The sequence below is a fragment of the Levyella massiliensis genome (assembly GCF_000308275.2).
GTDB lineage: Bacteria > Bacillota > Clostridia > Tissierellales > Peptoniphilaceae > Murdochiella > Murdochiella massiliensis_A.
This window is the reverse complement of sequence record NZ_HG529490.1, coordinates 1,026,350-1,041,681: the sequence shown is the minus strand read 5'-3', so window position 1 is coordinate 1,041,681 and position 15,332 is coordinate 1,026,350. Positions and strand designations below refer to the sequence as shown.

11 protein-coding genes and 1 pseudogene are annotated in these 15,332 nt (G+C 50.5%); 4 read left to right on the top strand and 8 right to left on the bottom strand.

The window, feature by feature from the left end:
* The first annotated feature begins 2 nt into the window (after positions 1 to 2).
* Positions 3 to 1,196: an acetate kinase gene (locus BN98_RS04810; protein ID WP_019189461.1), complete on the top strand. Its 1,194-nt coding sequence runs from the start codon at positions 3 to 5 to the stop codon at positions 1,194 to 1,196.
* A gap of 136 nt (positions 1,197 to 1,332) precedes the next feature.
* Here BN98_RS04810 and BN98_RS04805 read toward each other — a convergent pair whose 3' ends face one another.
* Both BN98_RS04805 and BN98_RS04800 read right to left on the bottom strand, forming a co-directional pair.
* On the bottom strand, positions 1,333 to 1,998 hold the full coding sequence (locus tag BN98_RS04805) for an HAD family hydrolase (RefSeq protein WP_019189462.1): 666 nt from the start codon (positions 1,996 to 1,998) through the stop codon (positions 1,333 to 1,335).
* A 14-nt stretch (positions 1,999 to 2,012) separates the two neighbouring features.
* Entirely contained in the window at positions 2,013 to 2,771 is a 759-nt protein-coding gene (locus tag BN98_RS04800) for an MBL fold metallo-hydrolase (RefSeq protein ID WP_019189463.1), read from the bottom strand.
* A gap of 138 nt (positions 2,772 to 2,909) precedes the next feature.
* On the opposite strand from BN98_RS04800, the gene BN98_RS04795 reads away from it, so the two are divergent.
* Together BN98_RS04795 and BN98_RS04790 are read left to right on the top strand one after the other, a co-directional pair.
* The gene (locus tag BN98_RS04795; RefSeq protein WP_019189464.1) at positions 2,910 to 4,235 is read left to right on the top strand and encodes a glutamate--cysteine ligase; all 1,326 of its coding nucleotides are present in this window, start codon (positions 2,910 to 2,912) and stop codon (positions 4,233 to 4,235) included.
* Positions 4,222 to 5,643: a hypothetical protein gene (locus BN98_RS04790; RefSeq protein WP_019189465.1), complete on the top strand. Its 1,422-nt coding sequence runs from the start codon at positions 4,222 to 4,224 to the stop codon at positions 5,641 to 5,643. The genes BN98_RS04795 and BN98_RS04790 overlap by 14 nt, the downstream gene beginning before the upstream one ends.
* A gap of 82 nt (positions 5,644 to 5,725) precedes the next feature.
* Here the strand turns inward: BN98_RS04790 and BN98_RS04785 are convergent, their stop codons facing one another.
* The 6 genes and pseudogenes from BN98_RS04785 to BN98_RS07940 form a co-directional block, all read right to left on the bottom strand.
* Entirely contained in the window at positions 5,726 to 6,286 is a 561-nt protein-coding gene (locus BN98_RS04785; RefSeq protein WP_019189466.1) for a QueT transporter family protein, read from the bottom strand.
* Positions 6,287 to 6,765: 479 nt separating this feature from the next.
* Positions 6,766 to 7,635: pseudogene (locus BN98_RS04780) on the bottom strand (IS3 family transposase); the annotation flags it as partial.
* A complete protein-coding gene (locus tag BN98_RS04775) occupies positions 7,632 to 7,958 on the bottom strand; it encodes a transposase (protein WP_019189468.1) in 327 nt (108 codons plus the stop codon). The gene BN98_RS04775 and the pseudogene BN98_RS04780, both read right to left, overlap by 4 nt.
* Positions 7,959 to 8,299: 341 nt before the next feature.
* Complete coding sequence (locus tag BN98_RS04770) at positions 8,300 to 9,307, bottom strand: hypothetical protein (RefSeq protein WP_019189469.1); 1,008 nt, start codon at positions 9,305 to 9,307, stop codon at positions 8,300 to 8,302.
* Positions 9,308 to 9,372: 65 nt separating this feature from the next.
* On the bottom strand, positions 9,373 to 10,830 hold the full coding sequence (locus BN98_RS04765) for a carbon starvation CstA family protein (RefSeq protein ID WP_019189470.1): 1,458 nt from the start codon (positions 10,828 to 10,830) through the stop codon (positions 9,373 to 9,375).
* A 272-nt stretch (positions 10,831 to 11,102) separates the two neighbouring features.
* Positions 11,103 to 12,251 (bottom strand): polysaccharide deacetylase family protein, encoded by a 1,149-nt coding sequence (locus tag BN98_RS07940; RefSeq protein ID WP_019189471.1) that lies wholly within the window; start codon positions 12,249 to 12,251, stop codon positions 11,103 to 11,105.
* A gap of 273 nt (positions 12,252 to 12,524) precedes the next feature.
* Between BN98_RS07940 and BN98_RS04755 the strand changes: the two genes are divergently transcribed.
* A complete protein-coding gene (locus BN98_RS04755) occupies positions 12,525 to 15,320 on the top strand; it encodes an ATP-dependent helicase (RefSeq protein WP_195891104.1) in 2,796 nt (931 codons plus the stop codon).
* Positions 15,321 to 15,332 lie beyond the last annotated feature (12 nt).

Below are 15,332 nucleotides of genomic sequence, written 5' to 3'. Positions count from 1 at the left end.
ACATGAAAATTTTAGTCATCAACTGCGGCAGCTCGTCGCTGAAGTACCAGCTTTTTGACATGGATAACGAAGAGGTCATGGCCAAGGGCTTGGTGGAACGCATTGGTATTGAAGGCTCTCGCCTGGAACAAGAAGTCGGCGATGCAGAATGGGCGCAGGAAACGGCCATTCCCGATCACAACAAAGCCGTACAGCTCGTTTTTGCAGCGTTGACCGATGCCGAACATGGTGTCATTTCCGATATGAACGAAATCGACGCAGTCGGCCATCGCGTGGTGCATGGTGGTGAAAAATTCACCGACTCCATCCTTATCGATGACGCCGTCATCGCCGCGATTGAACAGTACATTCCGTTCAGTCCGCTGCACAATCCGGCCAACCTGCAAGGCATCAAAGCCGCCCAGGAAGCCCTGCCCGGCAAACCCAATGTTGCTGTCTTTGACACCTCTTTCCATCAATCCATGCCGGCAGAAAATTACATGTATGCTCTGCCGTATGAACTCTACAAAGATCACGGCATTCGTCGCTACGGATTCCACGGTACCAGCCATCACTTTGTGACCCTGCGTGCCGCCGAACTCATGGACATTCCTGTCGATCAACTGAATATCATCTCCTGCCACCTCGGCAACGGTTCTTCCGTGACAGCGGTCAAAAATGGCAAGAGCTACATTACCTCCATGGGACAGACCCCACTTGCCGGTGTGCCGATGGGTACTCGTTGTGGCGATATCGATCCCGCCATTGTCACTTTCCTGCAGAATCAGCTCGGTAAGAGCGCCAAAGAAGTGGATACGATCATGAACAAGGAATCCGGCGTTGCCGGCATCTCCGGTGTTTCAAGCGACTTCCGCGATCTTGAAAATGCCTCGAAGGATGGCAATGAACGTGCTCAGCTGGCACTGGATATGTTCCATGCGCGCGTACGCGAAACCGTCGCCGGTTATGCTGCCGACCTCGGCCATGTCGACGCCATTACCTTCACCGGCGGCATCGGTGAAAACGGCGCCGGCGATCGTTCGGCTATCTGCAAGGGCCTTGAAATCATGGGCGTCAAACTGGACGAATCCATCAACGGCCAGCGCAAACCCAAGGAAAAGAAAATCTCCGCGGAAGACTCCGCTATTCAGGTATGGGTTATCCCGACCAACGAGGAACTCATGATCGCTCGCGACACCATGCGTTTAGCAAAGTAAGCGCGTGCAGCGAATCCTTCATAAAGGCGCCGGCGGCGCCGGTAAGGAGCCGCCTTTGGCGGCGTAGTAATAAAAGGAAGAAGGCGGCCCGATGGGCCGCCTTCTTCCTTTTGAACCATCGCTATCGCGCTTCGGTCTACGCCGATTCTTTCGCGAATCGCTCCGCGACCTCGGCCAACGAAATGGCTTCCAATGAATCGACCTTTAGCCATGCCTGTGTAAAGGGGTAAGAGCGGGTCACCGTGCAGGGAACAGCCAGGGTTTTGAGTCCGGCAGCGGTTGCGGCGATGATGCCGTTCTTGGAATCTTCGATGACAAGGGCTTCCTTGGGAGAGACCTGAGAGACATCCAGTGCCTTCAAATAGAGATCCGGGGCAGGCTTCAAGGTTTCCACATCTTCGGCCGTCAGAACAAAGGAAAAATCGCTGCGAATGTGCAGAAAATCAAGGCGAGGTTGGATGGTGCGTGCCAGATTGGAGGAGACGATGCCACAGCGAATACCCAGGTTCTTGGCGTCATCTAAGAGACGGCGTACGCCGGGCATGAGTGGCAAGGCGCCCAGAACTTCCCCCTCCAGCGTACGCCCGAAGCGATAGAAGGCATCGCTGTCAAAGTGATCGCCATACAGGTTCTTCATATAGTCGACCAGATGCGCATGCCAAGAACCGGCAGCCAGGGCGTATTCCTCCAGCGTGAGGGAGTGACCGGTGTGCTGTGCGATCCAGGAACGCATCCGGTGAAAGACTTCGGTTTCGGTATCGGTGAGGATCCCGTCAAAATCGACGAATAAATACTTAAGCATCGGTTGCTCCGTTTCTAACCTTGTACGATGATTTTATCGCCGGATTTTTGGATGGTTTGGATGCGCGACTCCGTATGGCCCTGGTAGCGATTGTAAAAAGCATTGCTGATTTCAGGCTCGTCACGGAAGTGCATCGGAATAAAAATCTGCGGATGCAATCGCTTCAAATAGTAGGAAGGGCCGAGCATGGCGTTTTCGCCAAGACGCGGATCCAGCACGCCAAATCCGATATCGATGGGATTCAAGCTAACTTCCTCGAGAATGCGCAGATAATCGCGTACTTCCTGTTTCTGTTCGGCTTCCGTGAAAGAGGGCCACTTCCAAGCGTTGAGATCGCCGGCGTGGAAGAAATTCACCGAATGCAACGTAAATAAAACCGAAATACCTTGATCCGTGGATCCGTAGGTGTGAAAATCGATATCGCCGAAACGGAAGACCGCATTGGGACCGGTGCGATGGGTTCTCTGGGGATCGTAGACGATCTTTCGAATGCGAGTTTGTGCCGTCGAACGGCTCAGCACCAGACATTTTCCTTCTTTTTCGATGCGTTCGACGTCGTTCGAAAGCACATAACGGGCATTTTCGGTTCCCGGCATCGTGAAAATGGCAGGATTGTAGTGATCCGCGTGCGCATGGGTAACTATAAAAAGGATCTTTTTATCCGTTGGTAATACCAGATCGCCCTTCCAGTAATCGATAACGAGGAAGGTGTCCTTGTAAGAGATGGTAAATCCGCTGTTGTACAGATATTGAATCGTAATTAAAGAAGACATAACACGTCCTTTCGTGCGTTTCTCCTCGATTATACCCTATTTTGCTTTTGGGGGTATGTGTTGAGGCTTTGTAGCAATGGGAAGCACAGCGATGCAACAGCAACTGCGGCAAAGATTCAATCCGGAAAGGTGGTAACCATGGGAAAGCGATGGACAGTTGAAGAAAAAAGACGCCTTATCACCAATGTGATACGAGGCGGTTATACGGACCGCATCCGATGGCAGGCGGGGCCGGAGATTGAGCATTTTGTGATGGAACGCGAAAGCATGAAGCGCGTGATGTATCCCGGCGAAAAAGGCGTGGAAGGGATTTTGGAGACGTTTTTGCGTCGCCATGCGGACTGGACGCCCACCTATGATGAAGGCCATTTGATCGGTCTGGAGAAATTGGGAAACAGCATTACGCTGGAACCCGGCGCACAGCTGGAAACTTCTCTCGCGCCAAGCGAATCCCTGCGCATTTTGCTCCATCGCTATCAAGAGATGTTAGATGCTTTGTATGAAATCTTGGATCCGATGGGCTATGTGCTGGTCACGGTGGGCGTTGACCCCTTTACTCCCATTGATGCCATTCCTTTGCTGCCGAAGCATCGCTACGAACTCATGGATGCGCATATGAGTCAAAAAGGCAACCTGGCGCGAGCGATGATGCGACAAAGCGCGGCATTTCAGGTTTCGGTGGATGTCGGCAGCGACGCCGATTTTGTCAGCAAGTATCGGGTGCTTGCAGCGCTTTCTCCGATTTTTTATACCTTGTTTGATTCAGCCCCGCAGCGAGAAGGCAAAGCGCTTGAAAAATTCAATGCACGGCAGGAAATATGGCGTCATACGGATCCGGCGCGTACGGGCATTCCGCCGACAGTCTTTGATCCGGATTTCAGCGTCGAAAGCTATGCTGATTGGGTGCTCTCCGCGCCGCCGATCTTTGTTCCCTGTGGCGATGCCATCAAGGCGACGGGGGATCGGACGCTGTCCGACATCCTCGACGAAACAGAAACAGAAGAGGAAGCCCAATGTTTGGTGAAACACGGTATGTCCATCGTGTTTCCGGATATTCGCGCCAAGCAAATTTTGGAAATTCGCATGATGGATTCCGTCCCCGCTTCGTGGGCTTTTGGCGCTGCAGCGCTGCTGAAGGGGCTTTTGTACAACATGAATAATATGCGCCGTTTGCAGGATATGTTTACGCCCATGCAAGTGGATTGGGTCGAGCGCGGCAAGAACTCTGGTCGCGATAACGGCATTCAGGGCTACTATCATTCGGATTATTTTGTGAATTGGGGTCTGGGCTTACTGGCGATGGCACGCGAAGGCTTGTCCGTGCAAGAGGGGAAATTGCTGGATCCTCTGGAGATCTTGTGGAAGAATCTGGATACGCCGCGCAGTGTCCTTGCGCGCAACGTCGCAAAGGAAGGCTGGACCAAAGCATTGAGAAAATGGGAAGCACGTCATGTTTTATCCTGAGTTTACAAAAGAATATATTCATCGGGTGTTGACGGATCCCATGCGCTATGCCGGCGATGCCGATCATCGCATTTCTTCCAGTCGGGAAGAACGCCGCCTCTATCACGGGACCATTGTGCCCATGATCTATCAGGGATTCTTCCTGACACCGGCAGATGTTGCCGTGTTTCGCACGATGATAGAAACTATGGTTTCCATCGGACGTAAAATGACCGATGCCTACGTTAAAAATCCGGCCTATCGCCGGGGCTTTCATTTTGACCCGACCATAGAAGAACTGATTTTGCTTGATCCGGGCTATGACATTCCCGTGCCCGTGGGTCGCTACGATATTTTTTACAATGGCAATGGCGAGTATCGCTTCTGCGAACTCAACACGGACGGTTCTTCCGCCATGAACGAAGATCGCGTGCTGGGGAATTTGCTGGAAGACAGTCTGATTTTTCAAGATATGCGTGATCAATGGAAGATTTCCCGCTTTGAACTGTTCGATAGCTTAGTGGCAAAATTTTTAGCACGCTATCGCAGCATTCGGGGTCGCGAGGCTCGATCCGTCGCCATCGTCGATTTATTGGATAAAGGAACCGGCATAGAGTTTCAGGTGTATCGCGATCGCTTTGCGGCAGCCGGCGTGGAAGCCATGATTTGCGATGTGCGCCGGATGCATTATCGCGATGGTAAGCTCTGGGGCAGCGATGCAGAAACCGGCAAGGAAGCTCCGGTGGATCTCGTCTATCGCCGTATGGTGACTTCGGATTTTGCCGGCGTTCGTGAGGAAGCACGTGATTTTGAAGCAGCGTATCGCGACGGTGTATTCCTGTCCTTTGGTTCGTTCCGTTCGCAAGTCATGCATGCGAAGACGACTTTCTCCATGATGCACGATCCACAAACAAAGGCGATTGTAACGCCGGAGGAATGGGCCTTTATTCAGGAACACGTGCCCTTCACGAAGGAACTTGCCACGTCACAGGACGTGGAGGAAGTATTGCAAAATAAAGATCGCTATATATTAAAGCCTTACAATTCGTATGCTTCCCAAGGCATTCTTGTGGGGCGGGATCATAGCCACGCGGCATGGAAAGAACAGATTCAGGCGCTGCCGCTGGATCAGTACATCTATCAGGATTACGTGGACGTATCGCCCACACCGTTTTTGGTGTTAAAGAGCGATGCCAAATGTCGCACGTCACATCCGCTTCAGGGCGCAATAAAAGAGCTCCTGTCCCGGGAAGATCGCTCGAAGATGGCAGATTCTCCCTTTATGGTGGAGCCCTTTGGTCATGTGTTAGGTTGTTTTCTCTTTGACGAAGCGTTCAGCGGTTGCTATGTGCGCATCGGCCAAACCCACATCATTTCTGGATTGCGTGACTATTACACTGCTCCGACTTTTGTGGTAGAGCCTCGTTAGAGAGGGAAGATCGCCCCAAAAAGGACACCTTCCGCTGAGATATGATTTTCCGATCCCCAATTATGATTTGAAGAGGAATTCCTTAAAACAGGAATTCCTTTTTTCCTGTCAGGCTTTCCTTCGTGGGGAGGGTGCTTGCATCCAGCAAAGTATTGTGTACCGCTTTGTTACGCGTGAGGAAATACATCACCGGCAGGCCGATAATATAGGTAATGATGAATTCGGACAACATGATTTGTCCGGTAACGATTGGGAAAAGATCCGTTGTAATTTCTCCCAGGAAGAGTGCTTCGCCACTGTATAAGAAGGAAAATAGCGATGGGAACAGTCCGGCCACCCATTTGGAAGATACTTTGGCCATGCATGCCGTCGCCAACAATGTGCCCAGCGTGCCAACCACCATATCGATGGCACCAAACGGGCTCCAGATATTGGAAATCAGACAGCCGATGGTCAGACCGATCACATTTTTAGGATCCAGAAACGCCAGCCAGTTCATGACTTCCGAATAGCGAAATTGTACGGGACCGTAGCTGACGCCGAATCCCGACAATGTGAAGATCACATAGACGGCAGCGATGACGCCTTGTCTTGCTAGTGTTTTCGTAGAAAAAAGAGACTTTAACGATAATGATTTGTTCATGAGAACCTCCTTAGAAATTGGAGTGTTCGTGGCAACATAAAAGGTGTCGGAAAGACACCATCTTGATTTTTAAAGTGGGTGCCAAGAAACACTGTCAGACTATTGTAGACAGTTTTATAAAAAATGGCAAGGCAAACGCAAGTGTGGGCATGAAAAGCAGTGCAACCGCTTAAGGGAGGGGCGCTACAGTGCTTTTCGGAATTTGCGAGATTTGTACTGTAGAAATTCGGCAAAATACTGTGGAATACAGTGGAATACAGTACTTTTTGGAATTTACACGATTTGTACTGTAGAAAAATGGGGTGAAATACAGTACTTTTCGGAACTTGCGAGATTTGTACTGTAGAAAAATGCGGTGAAATACAGTGTTTTTTTGAATTTGCGAGATTTGTACTGTAAAAAAATGCGGCAAGATACAGTGTTTTTGTCGAAATTGAACTGTCCCCCAAATGGTAGAGTGTAGATTTCCCATTTCTACCTCATCCGTAATAAACCTCAAAAGGGGTTTGGTATCCGTTTGTCGCATGCCTTCTTTCTTTCGCATAAAAGGCCCATACATATTCGTAGACCCGTTTTCTTGCTTCTCGAATGGTTTGTGGCATCTGGTAGAGCCACTCGGTTTTCATCTTACCAAAAAAGCTTTCCATTGCTGCATTGTCCCAACAGTCTCCTTTCCTACTCATGCTACAGCGAATATAGTTCTTTCTGAGAAGCTTTTGGTAGTCTTCCGAAGCATAGGTCGATCCACGATCGGAATGGCCAATGCATCCAGGCTTTAAGGTATGCCTTGCTAGCGCATCGTCTAGGCAATCCATCACCAGCTGTTTGTTGTTCTTGGTACTCATGGCTAAGCCTAGGGGGTATCGTCCATAAAGGTCTAAAATCACAGCAACATAGAGCGTTCCTTGTGGCGTTGGGACATAGGTGGTATCGCTGATGAACTTCTCTCCTGGCGCTTTGGCCACAAAGTCTCTTTGAAGGAGATTGTCGGCGGGCTTCCTTGTTTTCGAGGAATCGGTGGTGACGAGGAATTTTGGTCGCACTCTGGAATGCCAGTGATTTTCCCGCATGATGCGTTCCACACGCTTGTGATTCACCGGCGACTTTCCTACCTTCTGTCGTTGGGAATTCAACTCCGCCGTGACCTTTCGTATCCCATAAACAGCTTTACTCTGATCGTAAATTTTTCCGATCTCTTTTGAGAGCTGCATGTTTTCAATTTGACGCAGTGTCTGCGCTTTCTGTGCGTTTTTCCACTTGTAATAGCCACTTTCAGAGACTTCAATAACTTTGGCCATTCTAGCAATTGCATGTTCATGACGAAAGCGATACATGAATGCAAATTTTAGTCTCGGGGTATCTTGGCTAGAAAGGCCGCGGCTTTTTTTAAGATGGCAATTTCCTCTTTGAGTTCCGCGATTTCTTTGTCCTTCGCAGCTTCCCTCTGCTTCTGCCTACGGGTGAACGTGCTCTCTTTCTTACGAAACTGTTGGATGTTATCTGCTAAGCCCATCTCCCCATAGTTGTTAAACAAGTCCATCCAGCGCAAAAGCGTTGAGGTTTGGATATGGTATTTCTCTGCAACAAGAAATTCTTTGCCTTCGAATTCCGGTTTTAATGCCTCTTCCACTACGCGTTTTCGAAAAGATTTCGTGTATCTACGTCGTGTCATGTCATCCTCCTTACGCCTTTCTTCATTGTATCTTTTTGTTCTGTAAGGCTCTACTTTTTGGGGGACATGTCAAATATTAGTTTTGCACTGTAATTAGGGAGAAAAAACTACAGTGTAAATTGCTGGATTTTAATAAAGTACTGTATTTCGAGCGAAATAAGTACAGTACTTTTACGAGTATGCCAATTTTGTACTGTATTCCAGGGAAAAAGCCTACCGTGTTGCATTGCTACATTTAAAAAGCACGGTATTACGCGTTACTCGCTACCGTGCTTTTCTCACTATCTTTACGTTTGTTCTTCGTGTTGCGTAAAAATCCTGTTTTTTGGGGTAGTCCCTTCTCATTCGTAATGATGCACCAAGAAAAGCGGTTTTATGGTGATAATATCTTCAAATTCTTCCGGATCAACTTCCACGTCAGCGTTTAAGGCTTTAAGATCCTTTTTCAGCTGTTCCAGCGCTTCAGCGGCGGTGTCAGCACGCTGATCGGCAATGATCTGTTCCATCCATTGCAAAACGGTCGGATGCGCATAGCGCGCGGGAACCGGGAAATCGGGCGTATCGGCGAGTGCCTTTTCCATGGCATCGATGCTATTCGTGAAACGGCGCAGAATGGCGGTGCGGTTATTCTCGGAAGTCGGGAGCACGTGGGCGCCCGAAAAGAGAAAGATGGCCCCGAAGCCGAAGAGCATGAAGAAAATACTGAAGCTTGCACCATGCAAGAATTGATAGGCGCCATAGAGTGCGGCGAGCACCCCCATGATGGTGATGGCCAGCGCCACCCATTTATAGGCAGGGTTACTCATATCGTGCATGCGTTTCTGCTTGGCGGCGGCGCTTAGTTCAATCGAGAGGCGCGGTGTCTTTTCCAGCAATGCAATGCTTTCATCCAATGTGTGGATGACGGCCAGGCCTTTCACCTGTTCCAATTTTCGTTTCTTTTCTTCGAGGCGATAGCGTCTCTCTTTTAATAGCTTTTCCGCTTCTTTACTGTGGCGCTTAATAGCCGGATGGCGCTGTTTCATTTCGAGAAGGAAAAGATCCACATCCTCCTCTTTTTTGAACAGGCAGGAGCGTTCCTTGCCATCGTCGAAGAGCACCACAAGATAGGGGAGTGTGGCAAAGAGACCTTTGCGATTGAAGCCGCCGCGGCTCATGGCTACGCGTTTGAAAGCACGATGCACGGAGGAAACAGGAACGTAGAGACTGCGATCGCGCAGATAGCGCCCCAAGTAGAGGGCCTTATCACCGATAGCACAGGGACCGAAGCGTTTCGCGTTTCGCAGATCGTTTTCAAGCTCCTCTTTAGGGAGCGTTGTCGTGCTTAATGCTTTGGGTTCAAAAAGCATAGTGCCTCCTTTGTTAAAAAAACGGGGTCGGTTTCAGACCCGACCCCGCCTTTTTTGACTCTTTATTATGCCGCGACATTCGGTGTATCGGGCGTTGCCTTCTTAGTTGCATAGAGGAACAAGCCCAAGAAGCAGGCGGCAAGGACGATACCGACAGGATACGCGATGCCAGTACCTAAATTCAAGCATTCTTTGGCATAGAAGAAATAGGTCATGGAAACGGCACTCATAAAGGTGGCTGGAACCGCGCAGAGCCAATAATTCTTCTGATGCTTAAAGAGATACATGGCTGCGGTCCACAACACGATCATAGCCAATGTCTGGTTGGTCCAGCTGAAGTAACGCCAAACGACGATGTAGTCCAGATGGGCAACAATAGCACCAACGCCCAGCAGAGGAACGCAGAGATACAGACGATTCTTCATGTTGACCTGATCCATCTTGAACCAGTCGGCCAAGACTAAACGAGCGCTACGGAAGGAAGTATCGCCGGAAGTGATCGGGCAAACAATTACACCGATCATCGCAAGGGATACGCCTACTTTGCCCATGGTCTTAATGCAGACGTCATAGATGGCGGCGGATTGACCGTTCGTCAGGATTTTAGCCAGACCCGTGCTGAGTCCGCCGGTAACCTGATACAGCGAGCAACCGGCAGCAGCCCAAATCAGAGCGATGATACCTTCAGTAACCATGGCGCCGTAGAAGACGAAACGGCCCTGATGTTCGGATTTCATGCAACGCGCCATCAACGGCGATTGCGTGGAATGGAAACCGGAAATCGCGCCGCAGGCAACGGTGATGAACATAACGCTCCATACCGGCGTTGCCTTCGGATGCATATTGGTAAAGTGATCCCAAATTTCAGGAATGGTGAAATTCGGATTCGTATAGATACCGATGATGACACCGATGGCCATTACAATCAGACAGATGCCGAAGATCGGGTAAATACGACCGATAATCTTATCGATAGACATAAAGGTAGCAATGAAATAATACGCTAAGATGAGCCAAAGCCAGAATTCGGTGCTGGCAATCACCCCGGTGATGCCGCCTTCTTGCAACAATTTAACGATCAAACCGGCGGGACCGACAGCAAATACGGTGCCGGTCATTACGAGCAGGACGACGCTGAAGATACGCATGATATTACGCATCACAGGGCCAAGATAGATACCGCAGACTTCTGTAATGGACGCACCATCATGACGCGCCGACATCATGCCGGAGAAAAAGTCGTGCACACCGCCGGCAAAGATCGTACCAAAGGTGATCCATAAGAATACAATGGGTCCCCAGAGAGCGCCTTGCAGTGCGCCGAAGATCGGGCCTAGCCCTGCAATATTCAACAATTGAACGAGGAATAATTTCCATTGCGGCAGAACGACGTAATCCACACCATCGTTGAGACGAATAGCCGGCGTTTCACGATCATCGGGAGCAAATGTGTTCTCGGTGACTTTACCATATGTAAAGAAAGCTCCGACCAGTAACAAGAAACAAATAATAAAACTGACCATACTATCCTCCTCTCTCCTGAAATGTTCCGAAGGCTACGGGGAAAAACGAAATTCCTCCTTTCCTGCCCGAAAAATTAAAGGCACCCCTTTCTCCCATGGCGAAAGATGTACGTTTGCCGGGATCTAATCCTTCGACTTCATTATATAACGAATTCAAGCGTTAAAAAAGCATGGAGAAAATAGAAAAACCTTTTCTAAATCGGATAGCGATATCGCGGACAGCAAAAAAAAGGCGGCCTGAAAGGCCGCCTTCCGCTTTTTTATTACTTTACCTATTCCAGCACGCCGAAAGAGAATCCTTCCGCACGGAGTGCTTTCACGATGGCCGGCACCGAATTTCGCGTCAGCGTCTTAGCGCCCGTGTCATGCATCAGAATGGTGATGACTTGTGGCTTGCCATATTCTCCCCAAGACTCAATAATGCGGGAAACTTGTGCCTGCGTAGAAGTTGGCGATTTTCTGCCTTCTGCATCGCCATTTAGGCAGTTCCAATCAATCCATTGCACGCCTTCCTTTGCCAACAAATTGTCCCCTTCGTCCAGATCCTTCCACGACATATGGCCACCCGGATAGCGCCAGACTTTAGGATTGACAGAGTCACCCAAAAGCTCGTGCAGGGCATCCATACATTTTTTATATTGCCCAAAAATTTCCTTGGCATTGCCATGGCGACCGGGATAGAGCTTTTCATAGATGTGATCGAACGAATGTAGCGCCAGCGCATGCCCTTCTGCCATGGTTCGCTCCAGCAAAGCCTTATGGTTAGGTGTGAACGACTTTCCGACCATAAAGAACGTAGCCGGTACGCCCAGTTCCTTTAACGTATCCAGTAGCAATGGCGTTGAGTTGGAATCCACACCATCATCAAAGGTCAAAAACGCCAGGCGATGATCAAAAATCTTTTTGCCATGATACATGGCTTCTTTCACATCCGTGGTGTTGTAGGCATACACATTGGCAGCGGTATTGTGGTTATTGCCTTTCCCTTTCGCATCTTGGACAGCGTCGCCGGTGTTGGCTTTCGGCTGTGCCGTTCCGGCAAAAATACCCGTACCCGCCTTAGCAATGCTTTCTTCACTCTCCTCCGATGCTTCCTTACTTTCGGATGGTGCGGAGTCGTTAGAGACGGCTTCTTTGGCATGGCTCTCTTGCACAGAACTCTGTGTAGTCACCATGGAAGAAGCTGGCGGCGTTACCGTCCCTTTTTTGGGCATGAAATGTTTCACAAGTGATGTTAACAAGAAAAACGCCACGGTACAAAACAATAATAGGATGAGAATCCACCCGATCATGCGTCGCTCTCTTTTTTGGCGACGATGCTGTGCACGCTCCGCTGCGTGCCTATGAATGGGTTGCTTCTCCTCTTCCGCGTGAGAGGCATTCGTTTCAGACGATGGCTGTTGATTTTCCGGCTCTTGCATACTAAATTCCTTTCTAAAGGACATGTCACTTTTCGTGACGAAATTCCATTTTTTAGCGATGCCACGGCGGTATTGAACCCGTGTTGCATCGTTTCACTGAGAAGAAGTATATCATCTGTGCACGGACTTGAACAATAACTGTAACGATACTTTATCCTATTTTCTGCGCCATGAGGAGTGCCACGTCACATGCTTTATTTCTTCAAAACGCACGAAAACCCGCCCGCCGCCATCCGTCGATTTGATAGAATAAAGGATGGAAAGGCGGTGCGCATGTTTCAACCGAATGCCCAACAGAAAAAAGCCATCGAGACCACGGAAGGACCGGTGCTAATCTTGGCAGGTCCCGGCGCAGGGAAGACCATGACTCTCGTGCAGCGCGTGGCGTATTTGATTGTGGAAAAACAGGTGGATCCGGCCGGCATTACGGTGACGACATTTACGCGAAAGGCAACACGGGAGCTGGTGACGCGCTTGAGTCAACTCTTGCAGAGAGCGCATCGCGAGGAGGCGGCACGAGAGATTCATGTCGGCAATTTCCACCAATTGGCGGGGGATTTGCTGGAGCGCTATGCGGATCGCGTGGGCTTTGCTCCGGGGTGGGCACCACTGGATGAAATGGGAAGGCGGATGCTGTTAGCGTCGCATCTGGATGTCTTTCAAGCGATTCCAAATGTGGAGACGCTGCGGCTGTCGCTGACCAAGGATTGGCATGCCTTGCGGGCATTGGGCTCGTTTTTGGATCAGCTGCGGGAAGGCTTTGCCGATTTACGGGGACAGGATGCACCGACACGGGCGGCGGTGGCCATGCTGCAAGGCTATCGCCGAATTTTGCAAGAACAGAATCGGTTGGATTTCAGTGAAATGCTTTTTAGCACGGCATTGCTTCTGGGAAGTGACGCCGCTGTTCTTGCCGAAGAGCAGGAAAAAGGTCGCTATCTGATGGTGGATGAGTATCAGGATACCAATCCCATACAGGAGCGGATTTTGCGTTTATTGCAGGCGAAGAGCGGCAATTTGTGTGTCGTTGGCGATGACGACCAGAGCTTATATCGCTTTCGGGGCGCCAGCGTCCGCAATTTGCTGGACTTCACCCATCGCTATGAAGGTGCGACGGTCATTTCGTTGCAGGAAAATTATCGCAGCGATGGTGTGATTTTACGTGTTGCCGAGCAACGGCTAAGGCAGGAAGTGGAGCAGTTGAAGGCGGGCAGGGATGACGTCGTGTACCGACTGGAGAAGAATTTAGTGCCGGCGGATGCGTCACTGTCGGAAGAAAGTGCGCTACAGCAGCTTTTTTGTGGTGATCTAGAGCTTTGGGCGAAGCGTCTGGCCACATCCATTCGCACGGTGCATGAGAAAGGCGTGCCTTATGAGCGCATGGCGGTTCTGTCCTTTTCCGTGCGGTCTGCATCCATGCTGGTTCTGGCTAAAGCATTGCGGGAACAGGGCGTACCGACACATATGCCGCGCGGCGGTACGCTGTTGGCGGATCGCGATGTGCGCCGACTGATGGGCTGTATCACGTTGGCGTTTCGCCCCTATCTTGCCCAAGCGCTTAAAGACGGAACCGTGCAGCGTCATGATTTGGACATCTTCGTTTCTTATGCTAATGACATCCCGAAAACCGCTTTTTCAGCGTGTGAGCGTGTGGCGGAGGAATTTCGTCGCGCATTGCATGAGGGAAGCGTCACGTTTGGGGAACTTTGTTATCGCTTTTTCGGCGTGGATCCGTTGCATCGCTCCCTAGAAGAGGCGTTGCAGGGAAAACTTCCAGCTCTTGAGCATACGGCAGCACTGCGGCATTTTATGACTGTTGTGGAGGAGATGTTGACCTTGGCCGAGGCGGGAGATACGCGATGGACCAAGGAAAATATTGTGGCACAGGCGGCGTTCTTATTTACGGAGATTCTGCCCGCCATTGAGGAGGCACGACTGCCTGCATCGCCGGAAGAAAGTGAAGACGTACCGACAGGGCATTTACCGCTCTTAACCATCCATCAATCCAAGGGATTGGAATATGCGGCGGTGTTTTTGGTGCATTCGCCGAAGCGACGCGCCTATGTTTCCCGGCGCGGGGTTGCTGTCTTAAAGCGAGCAGGGGCGTCTGGCTCAGAGTTGCCCGAAGAAACCGCTGCAGCAATGGACGAGGTGCGGCTTATGTATACTGCGCGCACAAGGGCAGAGCGCCTGTTGGTCGAAACGGGCATCCGCGCCGGGGCGGATGATCCGGCGCTCACAGCCAAGGATCTTGAGGCGTTAACCTTTCCGACGAAGAAGGTGTTGCCGGAAAAAACGCCCTATGCCTTTACGAGCGATATTGCCCGCTATCGTCATTGTCCGCGCCAATATTTTTTCTTGCGCAAGATGGGTTTCCCCACGCCGCGCACAAAGGCAGCAGATTACGGCACTTTGGTGCATGCGTGTCTGGCGCGCACGGTGGCGTATCTCAAAAAAACAGGCCATGCTCCATCCCCGGAGGACACGCGTACCATGGTACAATGGGTGGGGGAAGGATTTCGTCGCTCCGGCGCGCTATTAACACCGGACAGCATTCGACGCGCACAAGAGGAAGTAGCGGCTTTCTGTGCGGCAGAGCCGTTCCCGCCGCATCGCCTGTATGCAGCAGAATGGAATCTGCACGCTATACGAGACGGCTATCTGTGGGAAGGCACCATTGACTTGGCACTGGACGGCGGAAAAATGCTCGTGGATTTCAAAACGGCGCGTCCCGCTGCCACCGGGCAAGCGGTCTATCGCGATCAGCTGCGGTTTTATCGCTGCCTTATCGGCGATGGCGATGAAACCAAACAGGAAGACAAAGACGGCAAAAGCGATGTATCCATAAAAGAGTCCCAGATTCTCTATTACACCGCGGAGAGCGAACGTGAGCACCCCATGGATGGTTTTGCTTTTTCCTTCGAGGAAAGAACAGCTTTTCAGGCGGAAGTGACGAAAACGATAGAAGCCATTGAAAGCGGTGCTTTTTCTGCTCATACGAGCGATGCTTCGTTCTGTCAAGTTTGTCCGATGCGCGCCTTTTGTAATCAAGACGATACTGTTTGTTGAGGGAAAAAGGCA

Bases quoted from the DNA above. Each gene is read 5' to 3' on its own strand.
- BN98_RS04810 (WP_019189461.1), top strand. From the start codon at position 3: ATGAAAATTTTAGTCATCAACTGCGGCAGCTCGTCGCTGAAGTACCAG.
- BN98_RS04790 (WP_019189465.1), top strand. From the start codon at position 4,222: ATGTTTTATCCTGAGTTTACAAAAGAATATATTCATCGGGTGTTGACG.
- BN98_RS04775 (WP_019189468.1), bottom strand. From the start codon at position 7,958: ATGACACGACGTAGATACACGAAATCTTTTCGAAAACGCGTAGTGGAA.
- BN98_RS04785 (WP_019189466.1), bottom strand. From the start codon at position 6,286: ATGAACAAATCATTATCGTTAAAGTCTCTTTTTTCTACGAAAACACTA.
- BN98_RS04795 (WP_019189464.1), top strand. From the start codon at position 2,910: ATGGGAAAGCGATGGACAGTTGAAGAAAAAAGACGCCTTATCACCAAT.
- BN98_RS04770 (WP_019189469.1), bottom strand. From the start codon at position 9,307: ATGCTTTTTGAACCCAAAGCATTAAGCACGACAACGCTCCCTAAAGAG.
- BN98_RS04800 (WP_019189463.1), bottom strand. From the start codon at position 2,771: ATGTCTTCTTTAATTACGATTCAATATCTGTACAACAGCGGATTTACC.
- BN98_RS04765 (WP_019189470.1), bottom strand. From the start codon at position 10,830: ATGGTCAGTTTTATTATTTGTTTCTTGTTACTGGTCGGAGCTTTCTTT.
- BN98_RS04755 (WP_195891104.1), top strand. From the start codon at position 12,525: ATGTTTCAACCGAATGCCCAACAGAAAAAAGCCATCGAGACCACGGAA.
- BN98_RS04805 (WP_019189462.1), bottom strand. From the start codon at position 1,998: ATGCTTAAGTATTTATTCGTCGATTTTGACGGGATCCTCACCGATACC.
- BN98_RS07940 (WP_019189471.1), bottom strand. From the start codon at position 12,251: ATGCAAGAGCCGGAAAATCAACAGCCATCGTCTGAAACGAATGCCTCT.